The 17,097-nt window shown below is 71.0% G+C and carries 21 protein-coding genes; 5 read left to right on the top strand and 16 right to left on the bottom strand.

Translation table 11 applies throughout. From position 1 onward, the window contains the following. Window positions 1-60: 60 nt before the first annotated feature. The 4 genes from FNF32_RS13570 to FNF32_RS13555 all read left to right on the top strand — a co-directional run bounded on the left by FNF32_RS13570 (window position 61) and on the right by FNF32_RS13555 (window position 2,628). Window positions 61-573, top strand: a complete 513-nt coding sequence (locus FNF32_RS13570) for a DUF2478 domain-containing protein (protein ID WP_131674961.1) — start codon at window positions 61-63, stop codon at window positions 571-573. A gap of 7 nt (window positions 574-580) precedes the next feature. Further along, complete coding sequence (locus FNF32_RS13565) at window positions 581-799, top strand: sulfurtransferase TusA family protein (RefSeq protein WP_131674977.1); 219 nt, start codon at window positions 581-583, stop codon at window positions 797-799. A gap of 93 nt (window positions 800-892) precedes the next feature. Next, on the top strand, window positions 893-1,819 hold the full coding sequence (locus tag FNF32_RS13560) for an AEC family transporter (RefSeq protein WP_131674978.1): 927 nt from the start codon (window positions 893-895) through the stop codon (window positions 1,817-1,819). Window positions 1,820-1,824: 5 nt separating this feature from the next. Continuing rightward, window positions 1,825-2,628: a crotonase/enoyl-CoA hydratase family protein gene (locus FNF32_RS13555; RefSeq protein WP_131674962.1), complete on the top strand. Its 804-nt coding sequence runs from the start codon at window positions 1,825-1,827 to the stop codon at window positions 2,626-2,628. A gap of 23 nt (window positions 2,629-2,651) precedes the next feature. On the opposite strand, the gene FNF32_RS13550 is transcribed toward FNF32_RS13555, so the two are convergent. The 3 genes from FNF32_RS13550 to FNF32_RS13540 form a co-directional block, all read right to left on the bottom strand. Then, on the bottom strand, window positions 2,652-2,990 hold the full coding sequence (locus tag FNF32_RS13550) for a DUF2794 domain-containing protein (protein WP_246087841.1): 339 nt from the start codon (window positions 2,988-2,990) through the stop codon (window positions 2,652-2,654). A gap of 122 nt (window positions 2,991-3,112) precedes the next feature. After that, window positions 3,113-3,391, bottom strand: a complete 279-nt coding sequence (locus FNF32_RS13545) for an I78 family peptidase inhibitor (RefSeq protein ID WP_131674963.1) — start codon at window positions 3,389-3,391, stop codon at window positions 3,113-3,115. A gap of 11 nt (window positions 3,392-3,402) precedes the next feature. Continuing rightward, window positions 3,403-3,747, bottom strand: coding sequence for a hypothetical protein (locus FNF32_RS13540; RefSeq protein ID WP_131674980.1), 345 nt, complete (start codon window positions 3,745-3,747; stop codon window positions 3,403-3,405). A gap of 361 nt (window positions 3,748-4,108) precedes the next feature. Between FNF32_RS13540 and FNF32_RS13535 the strand changes: the two genes are divergently transcribed. Next, window positions 4,109-5,536: a Glu/Leu/Phe/Val family dehydrogenase gene (locus tag FNF32_RS13535; RefSeq protein ID WP_246087840.1), complete on the top strand. Its 1,428-nt coding sequence runs from the start codon at window positions 4,109-4,111 to the stop codon at window positions 5,534-5,536. A 58-nt stretch (window positions 5,537-5,594) separates the two neighbouring features. Here FNF32_RS13535 and FNF32_RS13530 read toward each other — a convergent pair whose 3' ends face one another. The 13 genes from FNF32_RS13530 to FNF32_RS13470 form a co-directional block, all read right to left on the bottom strand. After that, window positions 5,595-6,839: an adenosylmethionine--8-amino-7-oxononanoate transaminase gene (locus FNF32_RS13530; protein WP_131674964.1), complete on the bottom strand. Its 1,245-nt coding sequence runs from the start codon at window positions 6,837-6,839 to the stop codon at window positions 5,595-5,597. Beyond that, complete coding sequence (bioD, locus tag FNF32_RS13525) at window positions 6,836-7,462, bottom strand: dethiobiotin synthase (RefSeq protein ID WP_131674965.1); 627 nt, start codon at window positions 7,460-7,462, stop codon at window positions 6,836-6,838. The genes FNF32_RS13530 and bioD overlap by 4 nt, the downstream gene beginning before the upstream one ends. After that, complete coding sequence (locus FNF32_RS13520; RefSeq protein ID WP_246087839.1) at window positions 7,447-8,613, bottom strand: 8-amino-7-oxononanoate synthase; 1,167 nt, start codon at window positions 8,611-8,613, stop codon at window positions 7,447-7,449. The genes bioD and FNF32_RS13520 overlap by 16 nt, the downstream gene beginning before the upstream one ends. Before the next feature lie 3 nt (window positions 8,614-8,616). After that, entirely contained in the window at window positions 8,617-9,663 is a 1,047-nt protein-coding gene (bioB, locus tag FNF32_RS13515) for a biotin synthase BioB (RefSeq protein ID WP_131674966.1), read from the bottom strand. Between the two features lie 279 nt (window positions 9,664-9,942). Next, window positions 9,943-10,320: a hypothetical protein gene (locus FNF32_RS13510; protein ID WP_131674967.1), complete on the bottom strand. Its 378-nt coding sequence runs from the start codon at window positions 10,318-10,320 to the stop codon at window positions 9,943-9,945. Then, entirely contained in the window at window positions 10,317-11,582 is a 1,266-nt protein-coding gene (gene flhB, locus FNF32_RS13505) for a flagellar type III secretion system protein FlhB (RefSeq protein WP_143796693.1), read from the bottom strand. The genes FNF32_RS13510 and flhB overlap by 4 nt, the downstream gene beginning before the upstream one ends. Before the next feature lie 10 nt (window positions 11,583-11,592). Next, window positions 11,593-12,378, bottom strand: a complete 786-nt coding sequence (locus FNF32_RS13500; protein WP_246087838.1) for a flagellar biosynthetic protein FliR — start codon at window positions 12,376-12,378, stop codon at window positions 11,593-11,595. After that, window positions 12,375-14,459 carry a flagellar biosynthesis protein FlhA gene (locus FNF32_RS13495; protein ID WP_131674969.1) on the bottom strand — a complete coding sequence of 695 codons (2,085 nt, stop codon included), beginning with the start codon at window positions 14,457-14,459 and terminating at the stop codon, window positions 12,375-12,377. The genes FNF32_RS13500 and FNF32_RS13495 overlap by 4 nt, the downstream gene beginning before the upstream one ends. After that, window positions 14,456-14,719 (bottom strand): hypothetical protein, encoded by a 264-nt coding sequence (locus FNF32_RS13490; RefSeq protein WP_131674970.1) that lies wholly within the window; start codon window positions 14,717-14,719, stop codon window positions 14,456-14,458. Before FNF32_RS13490 ends, FNF32_RS13495 begins: the two co-directional genes overlap by 4 nt. Then, window positions 14,719-15,585, bottom strand: coding sequence for a flagellar motor stator protein MotA (gene motA / locus FNF32_RS13485; protein WP_131674971.1), 867 nt, complete (start codon window positions 15,583-15,585; stop codon window positions 14,719-14,721). Before motA ends, FNF32_RS13490 begins: the two co-directional genes overlap by 1 nt. A 3-nt stretch (window positions 15,586-15,588) precedes the next feature. After that, complete coding sequence (locus FNF32_RS13480) at window positions 15,589-16,155, bottom strand: magnesium transporter MgtE N-terminal domain-containing protein (protein WP_131674972.1); 567 nt, start codon at window positions 16,153-16,155, stop codon at window positions 15,589-15,591. Next, on the bottom strand, window positions 16,148-16,480 hold the full coding sequence (locus tag FNF32_RS13475) for a hypothetical protein (protein WP_131674973.1): 333 nt from the start codon (window positions 16,478-16,480) through the stop codon (window positions 16,148-16,150). The genes FNF32_RS13480 and FNF32_RS13475 overlap by 8 nt, the downstream gene beginning before the upstream one ends. Next, window positions 16,477-16,992: a flagellar basal body-associated FliL family protein gene (locus FNF32_RS13470; protein WP_131674974.1), complete on the bottom strand. Its 516-nt coding sequence runs from the start codon at window positions 16,990-16,992 to the stop codon at window positions 16,477-16,479. Before FNF32_RS13470 ends, FNF32_RS13475 begins: the two co-directional genes overlap by 4 nt. Window positions 16,993-17,097: the final 105 nt, after the last annotated feature.

Genomic DNA, 17,097 nt, shown 5'->3' with positions numbered 1-17,097 from the left:
CCCGGATGCGGGCCGGGCGCAACCGTTGCCGCGCCCGCGCGCCGCGCCTATGATCGCGCCATGCTCGCCCATATCACCCTTTCCGATGCGCCCGGCGCCGCCGACCTGCTGCTGGGCGACATCGCCGCGACGCTGGCCGCCGAAGGGCTGCGGCTTGCCGGCGCGGTGCAGGTCAACCACGAACGGGGCGCGGATTGCAGCTGCGACATGGACCTGACCGTGCTGGGTTGCGACGGCCCGGTCGTGCGGATCTCGCAGTCGCTGGGCGCGGGCTCGCAGGGGTGCCGGGTGGACGGCGGCGCACTTGCCATCGCGGCGGGCCGGGCCGCGATGGTGCTGGAGCGGGGCGCGGATCTGGTCATCGTCAACAAGTTCGGCCGGATCGAGGCGATGGGCGGCGGCTTCCGCGACCTGATCGCGCAGGCGCTCGCGGACGGCATCCCCGTCATCGTCGCGGTCCCGCCCCGGTTCCGCGCCGCCTTCGACGACTTCGCGGGCGACCTGGCACAGGCCGTCGAGCCCGACGCGGCGCTTGGCTGGTGCCGCGCCGCCGCCCGGCCGCGCGCCGCCTGACGTGACGGTGGACATCGACGCCCGCCACCTGCTGTGCCCGCTGCCGGTCCTGCGGCTGCGCAGGGCGCTGCAACCGCTGCCGTCGGGCGCGACCGTGCGGCTGGTGGCCACCGACCCGGCGGCGGTCATCGACGTGCCGCATTTCTGCGCCGAGGGCGGGCACGAGCTGGTTTCGGTCGAGCCGTCCGAACCCGGCGCCCGCGCCTTCACCGTCCGCCGCGCCTGAATCCTGCGCGCCTGAGAACCGCCCGACCGCTTGCGGCCCGGCGTCCGATTTGGTTCTGTGCCACCCGAGGGCACGGGCGGGGAGGGCTGGCGGGTGCTGGCGATCTTCCTGCAGACGCTGCCGTTCTTCGCGCTGATCGGCCTTGGCTGGCTCGCGGGCAAGCTGCGGTTCTTCCCGGCCGAGGCGACGCGCTGGCTGACCCACTTCGTCTTCTGGTTCGCGCTGTCGGCGATGCTGTTCCGCTTTGCCGCGACGCTGGACCTTCCCGCGCTGTTCGATGCCCGCTTCGTCGCGGCCTACGTGGCGGGTTCGGGCGCGCTGTGGGCGTTGGGCTTCGCCCTGTCGCGCCGGACGGGGCAGCCGCTCGCCGATGCGGCGATGCAGGCGCATGTGGGGATGACCGGGAACACCGGCTTTCTCGGCGTGCCGATGCTGGTCGCGCTGCTGGGCGAGCGGGCGATCGGCCCGGTGCTGATGGTGCTGACGATCGACATGATCGTGTTCTCGACGCTCATCACGCTGATCATCGCCGCCGCGCGGCACGGGCGGATCGGCCCGGGGGCGCTGACGGCCGCGCTGAAGGGCGTCGTCACCAACCCCATGATCGTATCAATGGCGGCGGGGCTGACCTGGGCCGCGCTGCGTCTGCCGCTGCCCGCTCCCGCGCTCGATTTCCTGACGCTGCTGGGCGCCGCCGCCACCCCCGGCGCGCTGTTCGCGATCGGCGCCTCGCTGACCACCCGGCCGGTCGGCCGCGTCGGCCCGGCGGTATGGCTGAGCGCGGCAAAGCTGATCCTGCACCCCGCCGCCGTCGCGGTTGCCGCCTGGGCGTTCGGCGTCCCGCCCGGCCCCGCCGGGGTCATGATCGCGGCCGCCGCCCTGCCCGTCGCGGGCAACGTCTACATGCTCGCGCACCATTTCCGCGTGGCCGAGCAGCGCGTATCCGCCGCGATCCTGATCTCGACCGCGGTCAGCATCCTGACCGTTCCCGCCGTCATCCACGCCATCACGAAAGGCTGATCCCGATGCGCCAGCTGTCCGACCTGACCCTGCATAACCTGACCGTCGCGGTCGACGACGACGGGATCGCCGTCGTCTCGCTCAACCGTCCGACCAAGCGCAACGCGCTGGACGAGGCCACGATCGAGGAACTGATCGACGTCTTTTCCACCATGCCCCGGTCGGGCGTCCGCGCCTGCGTCCTGCGGGCCGAGGGCACGCATTTCTGCGCCGGTCTGGACCTGGTGGAACACTGGAAGGCGGACCGCTCGGCCGCCGACTTCATGCATGTCTGCCTGCGCTGGCACGAGGCGTTCAACAAGATGGAATACGGCGGCGTCCCGGTGATTGCGGCGCTCAAGGGCGCGGTCGTGGGCGGCGGGCTGGAGCTTGCCTCGTCCGCCCATATCCGGGTCGCGGACCAGACGACCTATTTCGGCCTGCCCGAGGGTCAGCGCGGCCTGTTCACGGGCGGCGGCGCGACGATCCGGGTGGCTGACCTGATCGGCAAGGCGCGGATGATCGACATGATGCTGAGCGGGCGCCTGTATCGCGGGCATGAGGCGGTGGACGTGGGCCTTGCCCAGTACCTGGTCGACGACAGCGAGGCAAAGACGATGGAGCTTGCCCGCGCCGCCGCCCGGAACCCGCCGCTGTCGAACTTTGCCATCTGCTCGGCCATCTCGCACATGCAGAACATGTCGGCGCTGGACGCGGGCTATGCGGAATCGGTCGTCGCGGGCGTGGTGAACACACAAGAGGCCGCGAAGGAACGCCTGCGGGCGTTCGCCGACGGCAGCGGGGCGCGGATCAAGCCGGCCGAGGCGTAAGCCCCGCCAAACCCTGAGCCCCGTCAGACGGCGCGGATCATCTTGGCGTCGAACACCCGCAGCACGGCCCTGAGGTCGTGCCCGCGCTTGAGGATCCGCCCGTCCATCCCGATCACCGCGTATTGCCCCTGCGCGGCCCGCAGCTTCGGCCGCTTCTCGATCCGGTAGATCGGGGTTTCCGCCGCCCGGCGGAAGATGCTGAACACCGCCACCTCGCGCAGGAACGACATGGCATAGTCGCGCCACTCGCCCGCCGCGACCATCCGGCCATAGATCGACAGGATGACCGAAAGCTCGGCCCGGTCGAAGGCGATCTGTTCGGGAACCGGCGGCTGGCCGGAAGGGGGGACGGACATCAGCATGACGCCAAGGTGACACCTGCCCCGGCCCCGATCAATGGCAAAGGGGCCGCAACGCGGCCCCTTCGTGGCGTGGAAAGTCGCGGACGGCGGTGCGCCGCGACCCTTGGGACTGGCCCGCCGCCTCAGTAACAGCCGACCTTCGAGATGCGGTCATCGGTCCCGATCTCGACGTTCAGCCGGTCGGCGCGGTAGTCCATCGTGACCGCCTGCCCCGGCTCGATCACCCGCGACCCGGCCGGCAGCAGCATCGTGCCCAAGACCGTGCGGGGCTGGCCCACCAGCCCCTGCAGCGCAGATGCCTTGCAAAGATCGGCGTCCGGTTCCTCGGGCGTGACCGGGGGCACCGGCTCGACGCAGCCGGCCAGCGCGAGGAAGGGAAGGGCAAGCAGAAGCCGTTTCATCGTCAAACCTTTCAGCCGCAGTCGATATTGTAGATGTTGCCCGACTGGTCCAGCCGGAACACGATCCGAAGCGAGTCGTATTCCTGCGGCTCGATGCCGCGATACTCGACCACGCGGTATTTTCGGGTGATCCCGAGCGACGGGATGACCGAACCGGGCTGACCCAGCGCGGCGGTGTAGTCCTTGGCGTGGCAGGCGTCGGGCTGGCGTTCCTCCAGCCCCGAGATGCCCGTGACCGGCGTGACCGGCACGACCGGCGCGGTGACGGCCACCGGGGCGACGACGGGTGCGGGCGCGGGCGCGCAGGCGGCAAGAGGCGCGGCGACGAGCGCCAGGGCGATCAGTCTGGGGATCATGTCATCCTTCGTCCGGTTGGGCAGCATCATGCTGGTGTCGTGTCGCGGAAGGCCCGGCGCGTTGCCGCGAACGCCCGTCTTCCGCCGGTTCATCAAACCTTTATATCCCGATCGCCCCTGCGTTGAGAACCCGCGCCCCGCGCAACCCGATCAAGTTGTTGCGGCCGCGCCGCGATCCGGCGCGATCGTCTGGCCCGCGCCTTTCAGACCGGCACCAAGGGCAGCCCGGATGATAGCGCCACCACCGGCGCCACCGGCCATTCGCCGGCAGATGCATGCTTATTGCCCGCCTGGCAAAGCTTTCCGCAGCGCCCGACATGTGCAAGCGTGCGCCCACCGAATTCATCCGCAAGGACACGTCATGACCACCTCAGCAGGATCGTTCCGCGATTCCGTCGACTCAATGTTCTCGCAGGCCGTCGCCCTGATGGACCTGCCGCCCGGGCTTGCCGAAAAGATCCGCGTCTGCAACTCGACCTACACGGTCCGGTTCGGCGTGCGCCTGCGCGGGCAGATCCAGACCTTCGTCGGCTACCGTTCGGTCCATTCCGAACACAACGAGCCGGTCAAGGGCGGCATCCGCTACGCCATGAACGTCGACCAGGACGAGGTCGAGGCGCTGGCGGCGCTGATGACCTATAAATGCGCGCTGGTGGAACTGCCGTTCGGCGGCTCCAAGGGCGGGCTTCGGATCGACCCGCGCGCGTGGGAACCAAGCGAGCTGGAACAGATCACCCGCCGCTTCACCTACGAGCTGTCGCGCCGCCGCCTGATCTCGCCCAGTCAGAACGTTCCCGCCCCCGACATGGGCACGGGCGAACGCGAGATGGCGTGGATGGCCGACGCCTACAAGCGCCTGCACCCCGAAGACATCGACGCGCGCGGCTGCGTCACCGGCAAGCCCCTTGGCATGGGCGGGATCGCCGGCCGGGTCGAGGCGACCGGCCGCGGCGTCCAGTACGCGCTGCGCGAGGTGTTCCGCACGCCCAGCCTTCTCAAGCGCGCGAACCTCGACGGCTCGCTTGACGGGCAGCGGATCGTCGTGCAGGGCCTGGGCAACGTGGGCTACCACGCGGCGCTGTTCCTGTCGCAGGAGGACGGGGCCAAGATCGTCGCGGTCGCCGAACGCGACGGCATGGTCACGAACCCCGACGGGCTGAACATCACCGACCTGCACGCCCACATGCGCGCGACCGGCGGCGTCAAGGACTTCCCCGGCGCGACCTACGACGCCGACGGCTCGAAGGCGCTGGAACTGGACTGCGACATCCTGATCCCCGCCGCGCTCGAGGCCGTCATCCACGAAGGCAACGCCGCGCGGGTCAAGGCCAGGCTGGTGGTCGAGGCCGCGAACGGTCCCGTCACCGCCGAAGGCGACGCGATCCTGCGCGAACGCGGCGCGGTCGTCGTTCCCGACATGTACGCCAACGCGGGCGGCGTGACCGTCAGCTACTTCGAGTGGGTCAAGAACCTCAGCCACATCTCGTTCGGGCGGCTGGAACGGCGCCAGGAAGAGGACCGGCACCGGCTGCTGGTCGAGGAACTGGAACGGCTGTCGGCCGACCGCGGTCTTGGCTGGACGATGTCGACGGGGTTCAAGCAGCGGTACCTCACGGGCGCGAACGAGCTTGAACTGGTGCGCTCGGGTCTGGACGACACGATGCGGAACGCGTTCCAGCAGATGTACACGCAGCTGGAAAACGACTCGCGCGTGCCCGATTTGCGGACCGCGGGCTTCATGGTGTCGATCCGCCGGATCGCGGAAAGCTACCACTCGCTGGGGCTGTAAACGTCGGTTGGTTCTTGGGGCGGCGGGCGACGACCCCGCCGCCCCTTTTTTTTGCGCCTCAGCGGTAGCTGGCGATCGCGCCCCAGATTTCATCCATGTCGTCGTCGGTCACGCAATAGGGCGGCATGACGTAGACGGTGTTCCCAAGCGGGCGCAGCAGCACGCCGCGGTCCAGGAAATGCGCCCGCATCGCCGGGCCTTCCTGCGCCAGATAGCCGCCTGCGGCCGCCGTCAGGTCGATCGCGGCGATGGTGCCCAGCTGGCGCGGGTTTTCCCATCCCGGCCGCGCCGCCACGACTGCCAGCCGCTGCGCCTGCATCGCGGCGACCCGGTCCAGCACCGGCTGCATCCCGGCCGCTTCCCAGATCGCGACGTTCGCCACCGCCGCCGCGCAGGCGATCGGGTTGGCGGTGTAGCTGGACGAATGAAAGAAGGTCCGCGCGCGGTCGGTCGAATAATGCGCCTGATACACCTTTTCGCAGGCGAGCGTCGCGGCCAGCGGCACCGCGCCCCCGGTCAGCCCCTTCGAGGTGCAAAGGATATCCGGCGCGATGCCCGCGTGATCGCAGGCCCAGAGCCGCCCGGTGCGGCCCCAGCCCGTCATCACCTCGTCCGCGATCATCAGGACGCCGTGGTCGTTGCAGATCTGCCGCAGGCCCGCCAGCACGCCCGGGTCGTACATCAACATGCCGCCCGACCCGAGGATCAGTGGCTCGACGATCAGCGCCGCGATTTGCCCGCCTTGGGCCAGCGCGCGGAACGCATCCAGCGTCGCCCCGCCGTCGCCCTGCGGGAACGGAATGCTGTCCACGTCGAACATCAGCGGGCCGTAGGCCGCGTTGAAGACCCCGCGCTCGCCCACGCTCATCGTGCCGATGGTGTCGCCGTGATAGGAATGATCCATGACGACGATCCGGTGGCGCGCCTCGCCGCGATCAGCGGCGCGCCAGTATCCCAGCGCCATTTTCAGCGCGACCTCGACGGCGGTCGAGCCGCTGTCGGAATAGAACACGCGGCTCAAGCCTTCCGGCGCCAGCCGCACCAGCGCGGCGGCAAGCCGTTCGGCGGGCTCGTGCGTCAGCCCGGCGAAGATCACCTGGTCCAGCCGGTCGGCCGCGTCGCGGATCGCGTCCATGATCGGCGGGTGGCGGTGGCCGTGCGTCACGACCCACCAGCTGGACACCGCGTCGATCAGCCGGCCCCGGTCGGTGTGCAGATACGCGCCCCCGGTCCGGTGGACGACGGGCGGGGCGGGCTCGGTCGCGTGCTGGGTGAAGGGGTGCCAGACAGGTCCGTCGATCATGCGAAATCCCCCGCGTCGAAATTGTCGCGCATGGCCCGGGCCAGCGCCTCGGGGGTGAGGTCCGGCAGGCGCGGAAGCCGGCCCAGCACCCGCACCCCGCCGATCTGGCCGATGGTCGCGATGTTGTCGGGGTTGTCGTCGCCGATGAAGGCCACGCCGTGCAGCGGACAGCCCCGCGCGCGCAGGGATTCGATCGCGCTCAGCGTGTGGCTGATGGTGCCAAGCCCGGTCGTCGCGCACAGGATCACCGGGATGCCCCAGCGCGCGAACAGGTCCGCCGACAGAAGGTCGCGGGTGACGGGGACCAGAACGCCGCCCGCCCCCTCGATCACCAGCGGATCGGCGTCGGGCGGGTCGATCGCGGCGGGGTCGATGGTGACGCCCGCAAGCTCGGCCGCGCGGTGGGGCGACAGCGGCTCGGGCAGGATCACCGCCTCGGGGTGGATGCGGGCGCCGGTCATGCGGGCGACGAAGCCCGCATCGCGCGGCGCGTCGCTGTCGCCAAGGGTCACGCCGGTCTGGATCGGCTTCCAATAGTCGGCGCCGATCAGGCCGGTCAGCCCGGCCGCGAACACCGTCTTGCCGATGTCGGTGCCGGTGCCGGAAATCACGAAGCGGGCCACAAATCCTCCAACGCCTGAACAAGGGTCACGATGTCGGCGTCCGACGCGTTCAGCGTCAGCGATACCCGCAGCCGCGAGGTGCCGTGCGGCACCGTGGGCGGGCGGATGCCGCGCACGTCGAGGCCGCGCGCCTGCAATGCCGCGGCCAGCGCCATCGTATCCGCCGCGCCCCCCACGATCAGCGGCACGACCTGGCTGCCGCTGGGCGAAAGATGCGGCAGCCGGGCGGCGAGTTCCCGACCTATCAGGTTCACGCGGGCGTGCAGCGCCTCGCGCCGCCACGGCTCGTCCCCGATCATCGCAAGCGCCTCGATCGCCGCCGCGCAGACCAGGGGCGAGGGCGCGGTCGCGAAGATGAAGGGCCGCGCGCGGTTCACCATGAAGTCGCGCAAGGCGGGCGCCATGCACAGGATCGCGCCCGATCCGCCCAGCGACTTGCCCAGCGTATGCAGCGAGACGAAGTTCTCGCGCCCTTCCAGATGCGCGCCGAGCCCGCGCCCGCCCGCGCCCCAGATGCCGGTCGCATGGGCTTCGTCCACGACCAGAAAGCCGTGTTCGTCCGCAAGCGCGGCCAGATCGTCCAGCGCCGCGCGGTCGCCGTCCATGCTGTAAAGGCTTTCGACCGCGATCCAGACCGCGCCCGTGCCGCCCGCGCGCCGCCAGTCGGCGATGACATCGGCGGCGTGGCCGGGGTCGTTGTGGCGGAACTCGGCGACAGCCGCGCGCGACAGGCGGGTGCCTTCGCGCGTGCTGGCATGGGACAGCGCGTCCATCAGCACCAGGTCGCCCGTCTGCGGCAAGGTGCCGAACAGCGCGAGGTTCGCGACATAGCCGCCCCCGAACATCAGCGCGGCCCCCGCCCCGAAGAACCCGGCCGCCCGCGCTTCAAGCGCCTCGTGCCAGTCGTCGTTGCCGCGCAGCAGCCGCGAACCGGTCGCGCCCACCGCCGCGCCCTCGTCCAGCGCGCGGCGCACCGCGTCCGCAAGCCGCGCCGACCCGGCAAGGCCGAGATAATCGTTCGACGCGAAATCCACCCCCGCCCGCCCGCTCAGCGCGCGCCTGCGCCCCTTGGACGCGAGCGAGTCGAGATCAGCGCGGAACGGCGCCAGCCGGTCGGGCGGCGACGGGCGGGATGGGTCCTGCGCGTCCACGGCTCAGCGCAGGATCGGCACCGGCGTCCGCTCGCGCGGGATCGGCGCGGGGTCCGCATCGCCCGGCGCATGCTCGTGCGCGACCATCGGCTGCATGCCCAGCTTTGCCAGCAGCCGCATGTCCTTGTCCTCGTCGGGGTTGCCAGCCGTCAGCAGCGTCTCCCCCACGAAGATCGAGTTCGCGCCGGCAAGGAAGCACAGCGCCTGCATCTCGTCCGTCATCGCGGTGCGCCCGGCCGACAGGCGGACATGGGCCTGCGGCATCATGATGCGCGCGGTCGCGATGGTGCGGATGAAGTCGATCGGATCGACCGGGTCCGCGTCCGCCAGCGGCGTGCCGGGGATCGGGATCAGCATGTTGATCGGCACGCTGTCGGGCGGCTCGGGCAAATTCGCGAGCGTGACCAGCATGTCCACGCGGTCCTGTTGCCCCTCGCCCAGGCCAAGGATCCCGCCGGAGCAGACCTTGATCCCGCTGTCGCGCACGACCGCGAGCGTATCCAGCCGGTCGGCGAAGCTTCGGGTGGTCACGACCTTGTCGTAATAGGCTTCCGACGTGTCGATGTTGTGATTGTAGTAGTCAAGGCCCGCGTCCTTCAGCCGCCTGGCCTGGCCTGCGTCCAGCATCCCCAGCGTCATGCAGGTTTCCATCCCCAGCGCCTTCACCCCCTCGACCATGGCGATCACCTGCGCCATGTCGCGTTCCTTGGGGCTGCGCCAGGCGGCGCCCATGCAGTAGCGGGTGGCACCGGCGTCGCGCGCCTTCTTCGCCTCGGCCAGCACCCGCTGGACCTCGATCAGCTTCGAGGCGGACAGCTCGCTCCCGTGGCGCGCGGACTGGCTGCAATAGCCGCAATCCTCGGGGCAGCCGCCGGTCTTGATCGACAGAAGGCGGCTCAGCTGGATGCGGTTGGGATCGAAATGCGCGCGATGGACGGTCTGGGCGCGGAACAGAAGCTCCATGAAGGGCAGGTCGAACACCGCCCGCGCCTCGGCCGCGGTCCAGACGCGGCGGGTGGGTTGGTCCGAAACGGCTTCGAGATGCGACATGGCGAGTTCCCCCGTGGGCGGCATGAGGCGGGTTAGCAGGTTCGCACGGCGCAGCGCAACCTGCCGCCGGGTGGCGTTGCCGTCTGCAGGGGGGGCGGCGTCCGCTGGCGCGGATGCCTTCTCGGGGCGAAGTGATCCGGGGCCAAGGCCATCCGGCGGCGCTTGCGGCGGCGCGGCGTGGTCGCGGGTACCGTCGCCGCCAGGTCGCGCGGCTGCCTCCGCGACCGCCTTGCGGGCAAGGGCGTCCGCCGCCGTGGCCGAAGGGGACCGCGCTGACCGTCACGGCTTTCCCTCGTGCCGCGCGCGACGATCCTCGGCCGCTTCGGTCCTGATCTGCGACAGGACCTGCGCCCGTCCAAACTCGCGCACGGCGCGGACGCGCGCGGCCTCGAAGCCGGGGCGCATGCGCGCAAGCTCGGCCTCGGCGCGCAGCAGCGCCTCGGCGTTGCGCCCCGCCACCGCCGCCGCCGCCCGCAGGTCGTCGAGCGTGCCCGGCGCGTCGCCCGCGCTGAGGTTCGACATTTCGTCGCGGATCGCGGCAATCCGCCCCTCCAGCGCCACGACATGGGACCGGAAGGCGGAAAACTTCTTCAGCTCCAGGTCGGATTTCAGCTGCGCCACCCGCCCCAGCGCCTGCAACTGCGCGTCGCTGGTCATCGCGGCCCGCCCCGCGCGCCCGGTCTGCCAGGGATCGGCGCACTCGGACGATCCCCGCCAGAAGCTGGCCCCGCCGCGCTGGACCCCGCCGCACTGGACCCCGCCACACCCGGCACGCGCGTATCCGGCCCGCTCGCATCCGGCCGCGACGGACCCGCCCCGTCCGCCCCCTGCCCCGCCGACCCTTCTGCGCCCCAACCCGCCCGCGCCCGGACCCGCATCGCCTCGGCGAACCGGATCGCGGCCGCGACAGGGCCGAACTGGTCGTGCGAGATCTCCTCGCCCAGCTTGACCGTCGCGTGCAGCGCGCGGGCGCAGGGCGGGTCCGACCAGATCGGCACCTTGTGCTCGCGCGCCCGCTCGCGGATCCGCAGCGCGACCTCGTCCACGCCCTTGGCCAGGCACACCGGCGCCCGCCCGCTGCCCCGCTTCCATTCCAGCGCGACGGCGTAGTGGGTCGGGTTCACGATCACCACGTCTGCCTTTTCGACGTCGGCCAGCATCGTGCCAAGCGCGATGTCCACCGCGCGCTGGCGCCGCGCGTTCTTGAGATGCGGGTCGCCCTCGCTTTCCTTGTGCTCGTCCTCGACTTCTTTCCGGGTCATCCGGTTGCGGCGCATGAAGTCGAGGCGCTTGCAGAAAATGTCGATCGCGGCGAACGCGACCGCGATCCCCAGCGCCAGCAGCATCACCTGCCGGGTCAGGATGGGCAGCGCCAGGGTCCACTGCCCGCCGCCCAGAAACGCGGCGCTGCCCAGCCGGTCGACAAACCGGCCGAACAGGAGCCACCCCCCCGCCGCGACAAGGCAGGTCTTGCCCAGCGACATGGCAAAGGCGGTCAGCCCCTGGCGGCCGAACTTCTGGGCCGCGTTCTTCATCGGGTTGATGCGGTTGATGTCGGGGGCAAGCTTCGAGGGCGTGAAGACGATCCCGCGCTGGATCACCAGCCCCAGCAGCACCAGAAGCGCGGGCGCGGCCAGCATCGCCAGCACCGTCCAGCCGCTGCGCCGTCCCAGCGCCGCCGCCAGATCGGCGGCCGACGCCGGCGCCTCGGGCCAGGGTTCCGCCCCCAGAAGCCGCTCGGCCATCGCCGACCACCCGTCGAGCGCAGCACCCCCCAGCATCGCCAGCGCCAGCGCGGTGCCCAGATAGGACAGCGCGACGGTGCTTTCGGGCGAGCGGGGGATGTCGCCCTTTTCCCGCGCCTGCCGCAGCTTCTGTTCGGACGGGTCGTACTGGCGGTCTTCCTTGTCCTCGCTCACCGGGGCGCCCTCATGGCAGGACCGGCAGCGGCACGGACAGGACCGCGTCGGCCCAGATCCGCAGCACGGCCGGGGACATGACCGTCAGCGCGACCAGCGCCAGCAGGACCGCCGCCGGGGCCACGATGAACGTCACGGGCAGCGCCGGCATGACCCGCGCGATCACCCCCGACAGCGCCTGGAACAGGAACCCGCCCAGGACGAACGGCGCGGCGATCACGAGCGCCAGGCCGAAGCTGCTGCGGACCAGGTCGACGATGGCGGGCAGCAGCACCTGGATGTCGGGCCAGCCGCCCGCCGGGCGCAGCCGCAGGCTGTCGGCCAGCAGGTCGCACAGCATCGCGGGCAGGCCCAGCGCCATCACCACGGCGATGCCCGCAAGATGCAGAAGGTTCCCGATCGGATGCGGCGCCATCTCGTTCGAGACGCCGACGATCTGCGACAGCGACGCGGTCTGCGCCATGGCCGTGGTGGCGATGTCGAGCGCCATGGCGATCAGCCGCACCATCATGCCGAGCGCGAGCCCGGTCACGATCTCGGCCGCGACCAGCAGCGCGACCGCGTAGATCGGCCCGCCCGCATCCACCCCGCCGGCCGCGCTGTCCACCTGCGCGGCCTGCGCGAGCATCGGCGTCAGCGCCATCGCGATCGCCACCCGCACCCGAACCGGCAGCACCTGCTCGCCCAGCGCCGGCAGCACGAGGACGCAGGCCTGCACCCGCGCATAGACGAGGACCAAGGGCAACAGCGCGCCCGGCGGCAGGACCTGCTGCACCTGCGCAAGACCCGCGATCACGTCTCGACGGTTCCCAGAAGCCGCATCCGCGCGGCCGGATCGACCTCGTCGATGCCCAGGACCGGCCAGCCGACGCCCGCCGCCCCCACCATCGCGCGGACCGCGCGGCGGCGGTGGTCGGGGACGACCAGCGCGGGCTGCGCCCCGGCCGCCAGGGTCGCGGCGGTGCGCTTGATCTGGTCGGTCATGGCCTTGATGAGCGGCTGGCTCAGCGCGCCGGGATGGCGGCCCGCCTCGGCCTCGGCGCGGACGAACTCGGCCTCCCACGCGGGATGCAGCTGCAGCACGTCCACGCGCCCCTCGGCGTCGGCGAGCTGTTCCGTGATCTGTCCGCGCAGGCGGCGGCGGACCAGATCGCACGCAAGGTCCGGGTCGGGGCTGCGCGCCTCGTACACCGCCTCGACGATCAGGGGCAGGTTGCGGATCGACACCCGCTCGGCCAGCAGCAGGCGCAGCACCGCCAGCAGCAGGTCGGGCGCGACCTTGTCGGGGATCATGTTGTCGAACAGGCGCTGGTAGGACTGCGCCCGCCCCTCGTCGCTGAGCGACTTCAGCTCCTGGATCAGGCGCTGCATGGCCGACAGGGTGAAAAGCGCGGGCAGGTTCGCCTTGACCGTCTCCATCAGGTGGGTGGACAGGACCTCCATCGGGGTGACGACGGTCGCGCCGGCGATCGCGGCCTCGTCCTGTTCGGCGGGCGCGATCCAGCGGGCGGGGCTGTCATAGACGGGCTCGCGCGCGGGCTCGCCCCCCAACGCGGCCAGCGTCTCGGCGTCGCCCAGCGCCAGGATCTGCGCGGGACGCAGGTTGCCCCGGGCGCGCACGACGCCGTGGATGCGGATGATGTAGTCGCCGCCATCCAGCGCGGGCGCGTCGGTGATCCGCACCTCGGGCAGGATCACGCCCAGGCTGCGGGCGATGTGAAGCCGCAGGTTGTTGATGCGCGGCCCCAGGCCCCGCGCGCCGTCCAGCGCGGCGGTGATGAGATCGGGCCCGATCTCGACCCCGATCTCGTCGGTGTCGAGGATGTCGCCCATCTTGGGGCGCAGATCGACGGGCGCGGCGGGCGGCAGCGGCTCTGCCTCGACGGGGGCGGGCCGGCGCGCGTTCCGCCACGCAAGCGCGCCCGCACCGGCGGCGAGCATCAGGAAGATCAGCGTGGGCATCCCCGGCACCAGTGCCAGCAGCGCCATCGCCGCGCCGACGATCGCGGGCGCGTGCCAGCCGTCCGAGAACTGCCGCGTCAGCATGTCGGCGGTCGTGTCGGTGGCGCCCCCGCGCGACAGGAGGATCGCCGCCGCCATCGAGGTGATGAGCGACGGGATCTGGCTCACCAGCCCGTCGCCGATGGTCAGCTGCGAATAGCTGTGCATCGCCTCGACCACCGGCAGCCCGTGGGCGAGGATGCCCACCAGAAGGCCGATCACCAGGTTGATCGCGGTGATGACGAGCCCCGCGACCGCGTCGCCCTTGACGAACTTCGACGCCCCGTCGAGCGATCCGAAGAAGCTGATCTCGCTTTGCTCCGCCACCCGGCGGCGCTTGGCCTCGGCGTGGTCAATCGCGCCCGAGTTCAGGTCCCCGTCGATCGCCAGCTGCTTGCCGGGCAGCGAATCGAGCGCGAACCGCGCCGACACCTCGGCCATCCGGCCCGAGCCCTTGGTGATGACCATGAAGTTCACGACCGAGATCACGGCGAAGATCGTGAGGCCCACGACCAGCGACCCGCCCGCGACGAAGTTCGCGAACCCCATGATGACGTCGCCCGCCGCCTGCGGGCCGGTATGCCCCTCGGTCAGGATCAGGCGGGTCGAGGACACGTTGAGGGCAAGGCGCACCATCAGCGTGACGAGCAGCAGGACCGGAAAGGCCTGGAAATCGGTGGGCTTCTGGACCAGGCAGGCCATGACGAGGATCAGGGCCGAGCTGGCGATCGACAGCGCGATTCCCATATCCAGAATCGCCGCCGGGATCGGGATCACCATCGACAGCGTGATGAGCAGCAGCGCGCCGGTGACGGCGAGCGGGCGCAGCGGGGTCTTGGTCGCACCGACCGCGGCGGTGTCCGGGGCGGCCGTCATTGCCCGACCCCCGCGCCTGCGCCGCCGGTCGGCGGCGCCAGCATGGTCGCAAGCGGAATCGGCGCGCCGTCCAGCAGCCCCGAGCGGCGCAGGAACACGACCGCAGCCAGCCGTTCGTCGGCGGGCATCGCGGCCAGTTGCCGCAGGTAGTCGGGGGGCAGCGTTTCACCCGCGAGCACCCACCCGGTCGCGCGGGCGAAGAAGTCGTCCTGCGGGGCGGCCGCCACGGGCAGCGCTGAAACGGCGAGCGCGAGCAACATCACGACGCCTTCTTGATGTCGCGCAGCGCGTTCTCGACCTCGACGAAGCTTGGCCGGACATGTTCCGGCGCGGCCTGCCGGCCGACCTCGACGCACAGGTTCGTGGCGTGGCGGTGCAGCCCCGCGACCAGCACCGACTTGATCACGTCGTAGAACGACAGGTCCTGCTTCGTTACCTCGCCCAGTCGCTGCGCCAAGGGCGCCACGAACCCGTAGGCCAGGAACACGCCCAGAAAGGTGCCGACCAGCGCCCCGCCGATCATCCCGCCCAGCACCTCGGGCGGCTGGTCGATCGAGGCCATCGTCTTCACGATCCCCAGCACCGCCGCCACGATCCCCAGCGCCGGCAGCGCGTCGGCCATGTTCTGCAGCGCGTGCGGGACGTGCATCGCCTCGTCCTTGAGCAGCGAAATCCGACGCGCCAGCATGTCCTCGACCTGATAGGGGTCGTCGTAGTTCAGGCTCGCCGATCGCAGCGTGTCGGTGATCAGCCGCACGGCCTGATCGTCGGCGAGGATCGCGGGATAGTTCGCGAAGATCTTCGAGGTCTCCGGCGTCTCGATGTGTTCCTCAAGCTCCACCGGGTTCGACCGCCACAGCCGCAGCAGCTCGAACATCAGGCACAGGACCTGGCGATGGTCGTCGTCGTGCCATTTCGGGCCCTTGAAGGCGCGCATCAGCCCCTTGGGCGTGTGCTTGAGGACGTCCGAGCTGTTCGACAGCAGGTAAGACCCCACCGCCGCCCCGCCGATCATCATCATCTCGAACGGCAGCGAGTGGGTGATGACGCCCATCTTGCCGCCCGCGAGGATGTAGCCGCCAAAGACCATCGCGACAGTCAGGATGATGCCGATGATGCCGAACATGGGTCAGTCCTTCGTGGTTCGGGTGGCGCCCAGGCGCGCGGACAGGATCGCCGCCTGCTCGGGCTCGAGGGCGGCGATGATCCGGGCGCCCGTCTCAGGCTGGACGCGGGCAAGGATCTCGGCCCCGAAGTCGGGGGGAAGAGCCGCCAGAACCTCGGCCGCCTCGGCGGGCTTCATCGCGTCGTAGACGGCGATCAGGCGCGAAATGCCGGCCTCGGATCCGGTCTGGACCGCCGCCTGCCCCTTGCCCAGCGCCTCCTTGGCGGCGCGCAGCTGCCCCAGAGTCTTTGCCAGCCGCGCCTCGGCGGCGGCGATTTCGGCCCGGCGGCCGTCCAGCGCCTCGATCCCGCGATCGACGGCGAGGCCGCGCAGGCGCAGTTCCTCGGCCAGCGCCAACGCCTCGGGGACGTCGCCGCAACCGTCGAGAAGTGCGGGCGCGGATGCCGCCGACTGCGGGCCGGTGGCGGCGAAGGCGCGCATCTGGAACCCGGCGGGCAGCAGCTGCAGACCCTGGACCAGCGCCAGCCCGCCCAGGGCCAGCGCCGCCGATGACAGGACCGCCCTACGCATCAAGGGCGACCCGGCGGCGCAGGCGCGGCCGGGCGGGCGCGTCGCCCGCCACCATGCTGCGCTGAAGCGCCCAGTAGGCGCGTTCCGCCTTGGCCCGCTCAACCTCGGAGGCGAGGTCGCGGGTCGCGGCGGTCGCTTCGGACCGGGCGGCGCCGATGGCGCCTTCCAGTCGGCCGATCTCGACCGTCATCACGGCGATGGCGGCGCCGAGCCCGCTTTCCAGGTCGTTGAGCCGCCGAAGCCGCCGCGACAGGACCAGGCAGAACGCCGCAAGGCCGCCCGCGAACAGGCACAGCGCAAGCTGCAGGATCGTGGACAGGGTCATTGGATGCGGAACTCCGTGATCAGAAGGTCGCGCACCGCCTGGTCGCCCAGCACGAAGCGGGCGCGAGTCGCCATCTCGGCGCGCAGGATTTCAAGGATGCCGCGCCGGTCGAGCGCGGCGGGGTCGATGTCGGACAGGAAGGTGGTGAAGGCATCGACCACCCGCGGCATCAGCAGCCGGGCTTGGTCCGCCGCCGCGGGGTCGATGTCGATCAGCGCTGTCACCACCAGCGACCGCCCGCCCGTGCCGGGCAGCGACAGGACGATCCGCGGCACGTCCACGAAAACGACGGCAGGGGCCGCCTGCACGTCGGGCGCGGGTTTGGACGGCTGCAGCAGCGCCAGCGGCGACCACAGCCCCGCATAGGTCGAACCGGCCCCCGCCCCCAGCGCCAGCAGCGGCAGCAGCACCGGAATCATGCGCCGAAGGAGCGGCTTTCGCGGCGGCTCGGCCGCGTTTCCAGCCCCGGTGCCGCCCCCTTTGGCAACCATGTCGGCGGTGATGTCGGTCATCGTGATTCTCCGTCCTGCAGGGGCAGCAATAGCAGGACGGGGCTAACGCATTCTTAATCGGCGCCATGCGATGAGACGGCCGTGGACGAACCACGACGAACCCCG

It is taken from the genome of Paracoccus marinus, assembly GCF_007018965.1.
GTDB classification, from domain to species: Bacteria; Pseudomonadota; Alphaproteobacteria; order Rhodobacterales; family Rhodobacteraceae; genus Paracoccus; species Paracoccus marinus.
Note: the sequence above shows the minus strand (reverse complement) of the source record. Positions and strands in the feature narration are given on the sequence as shown.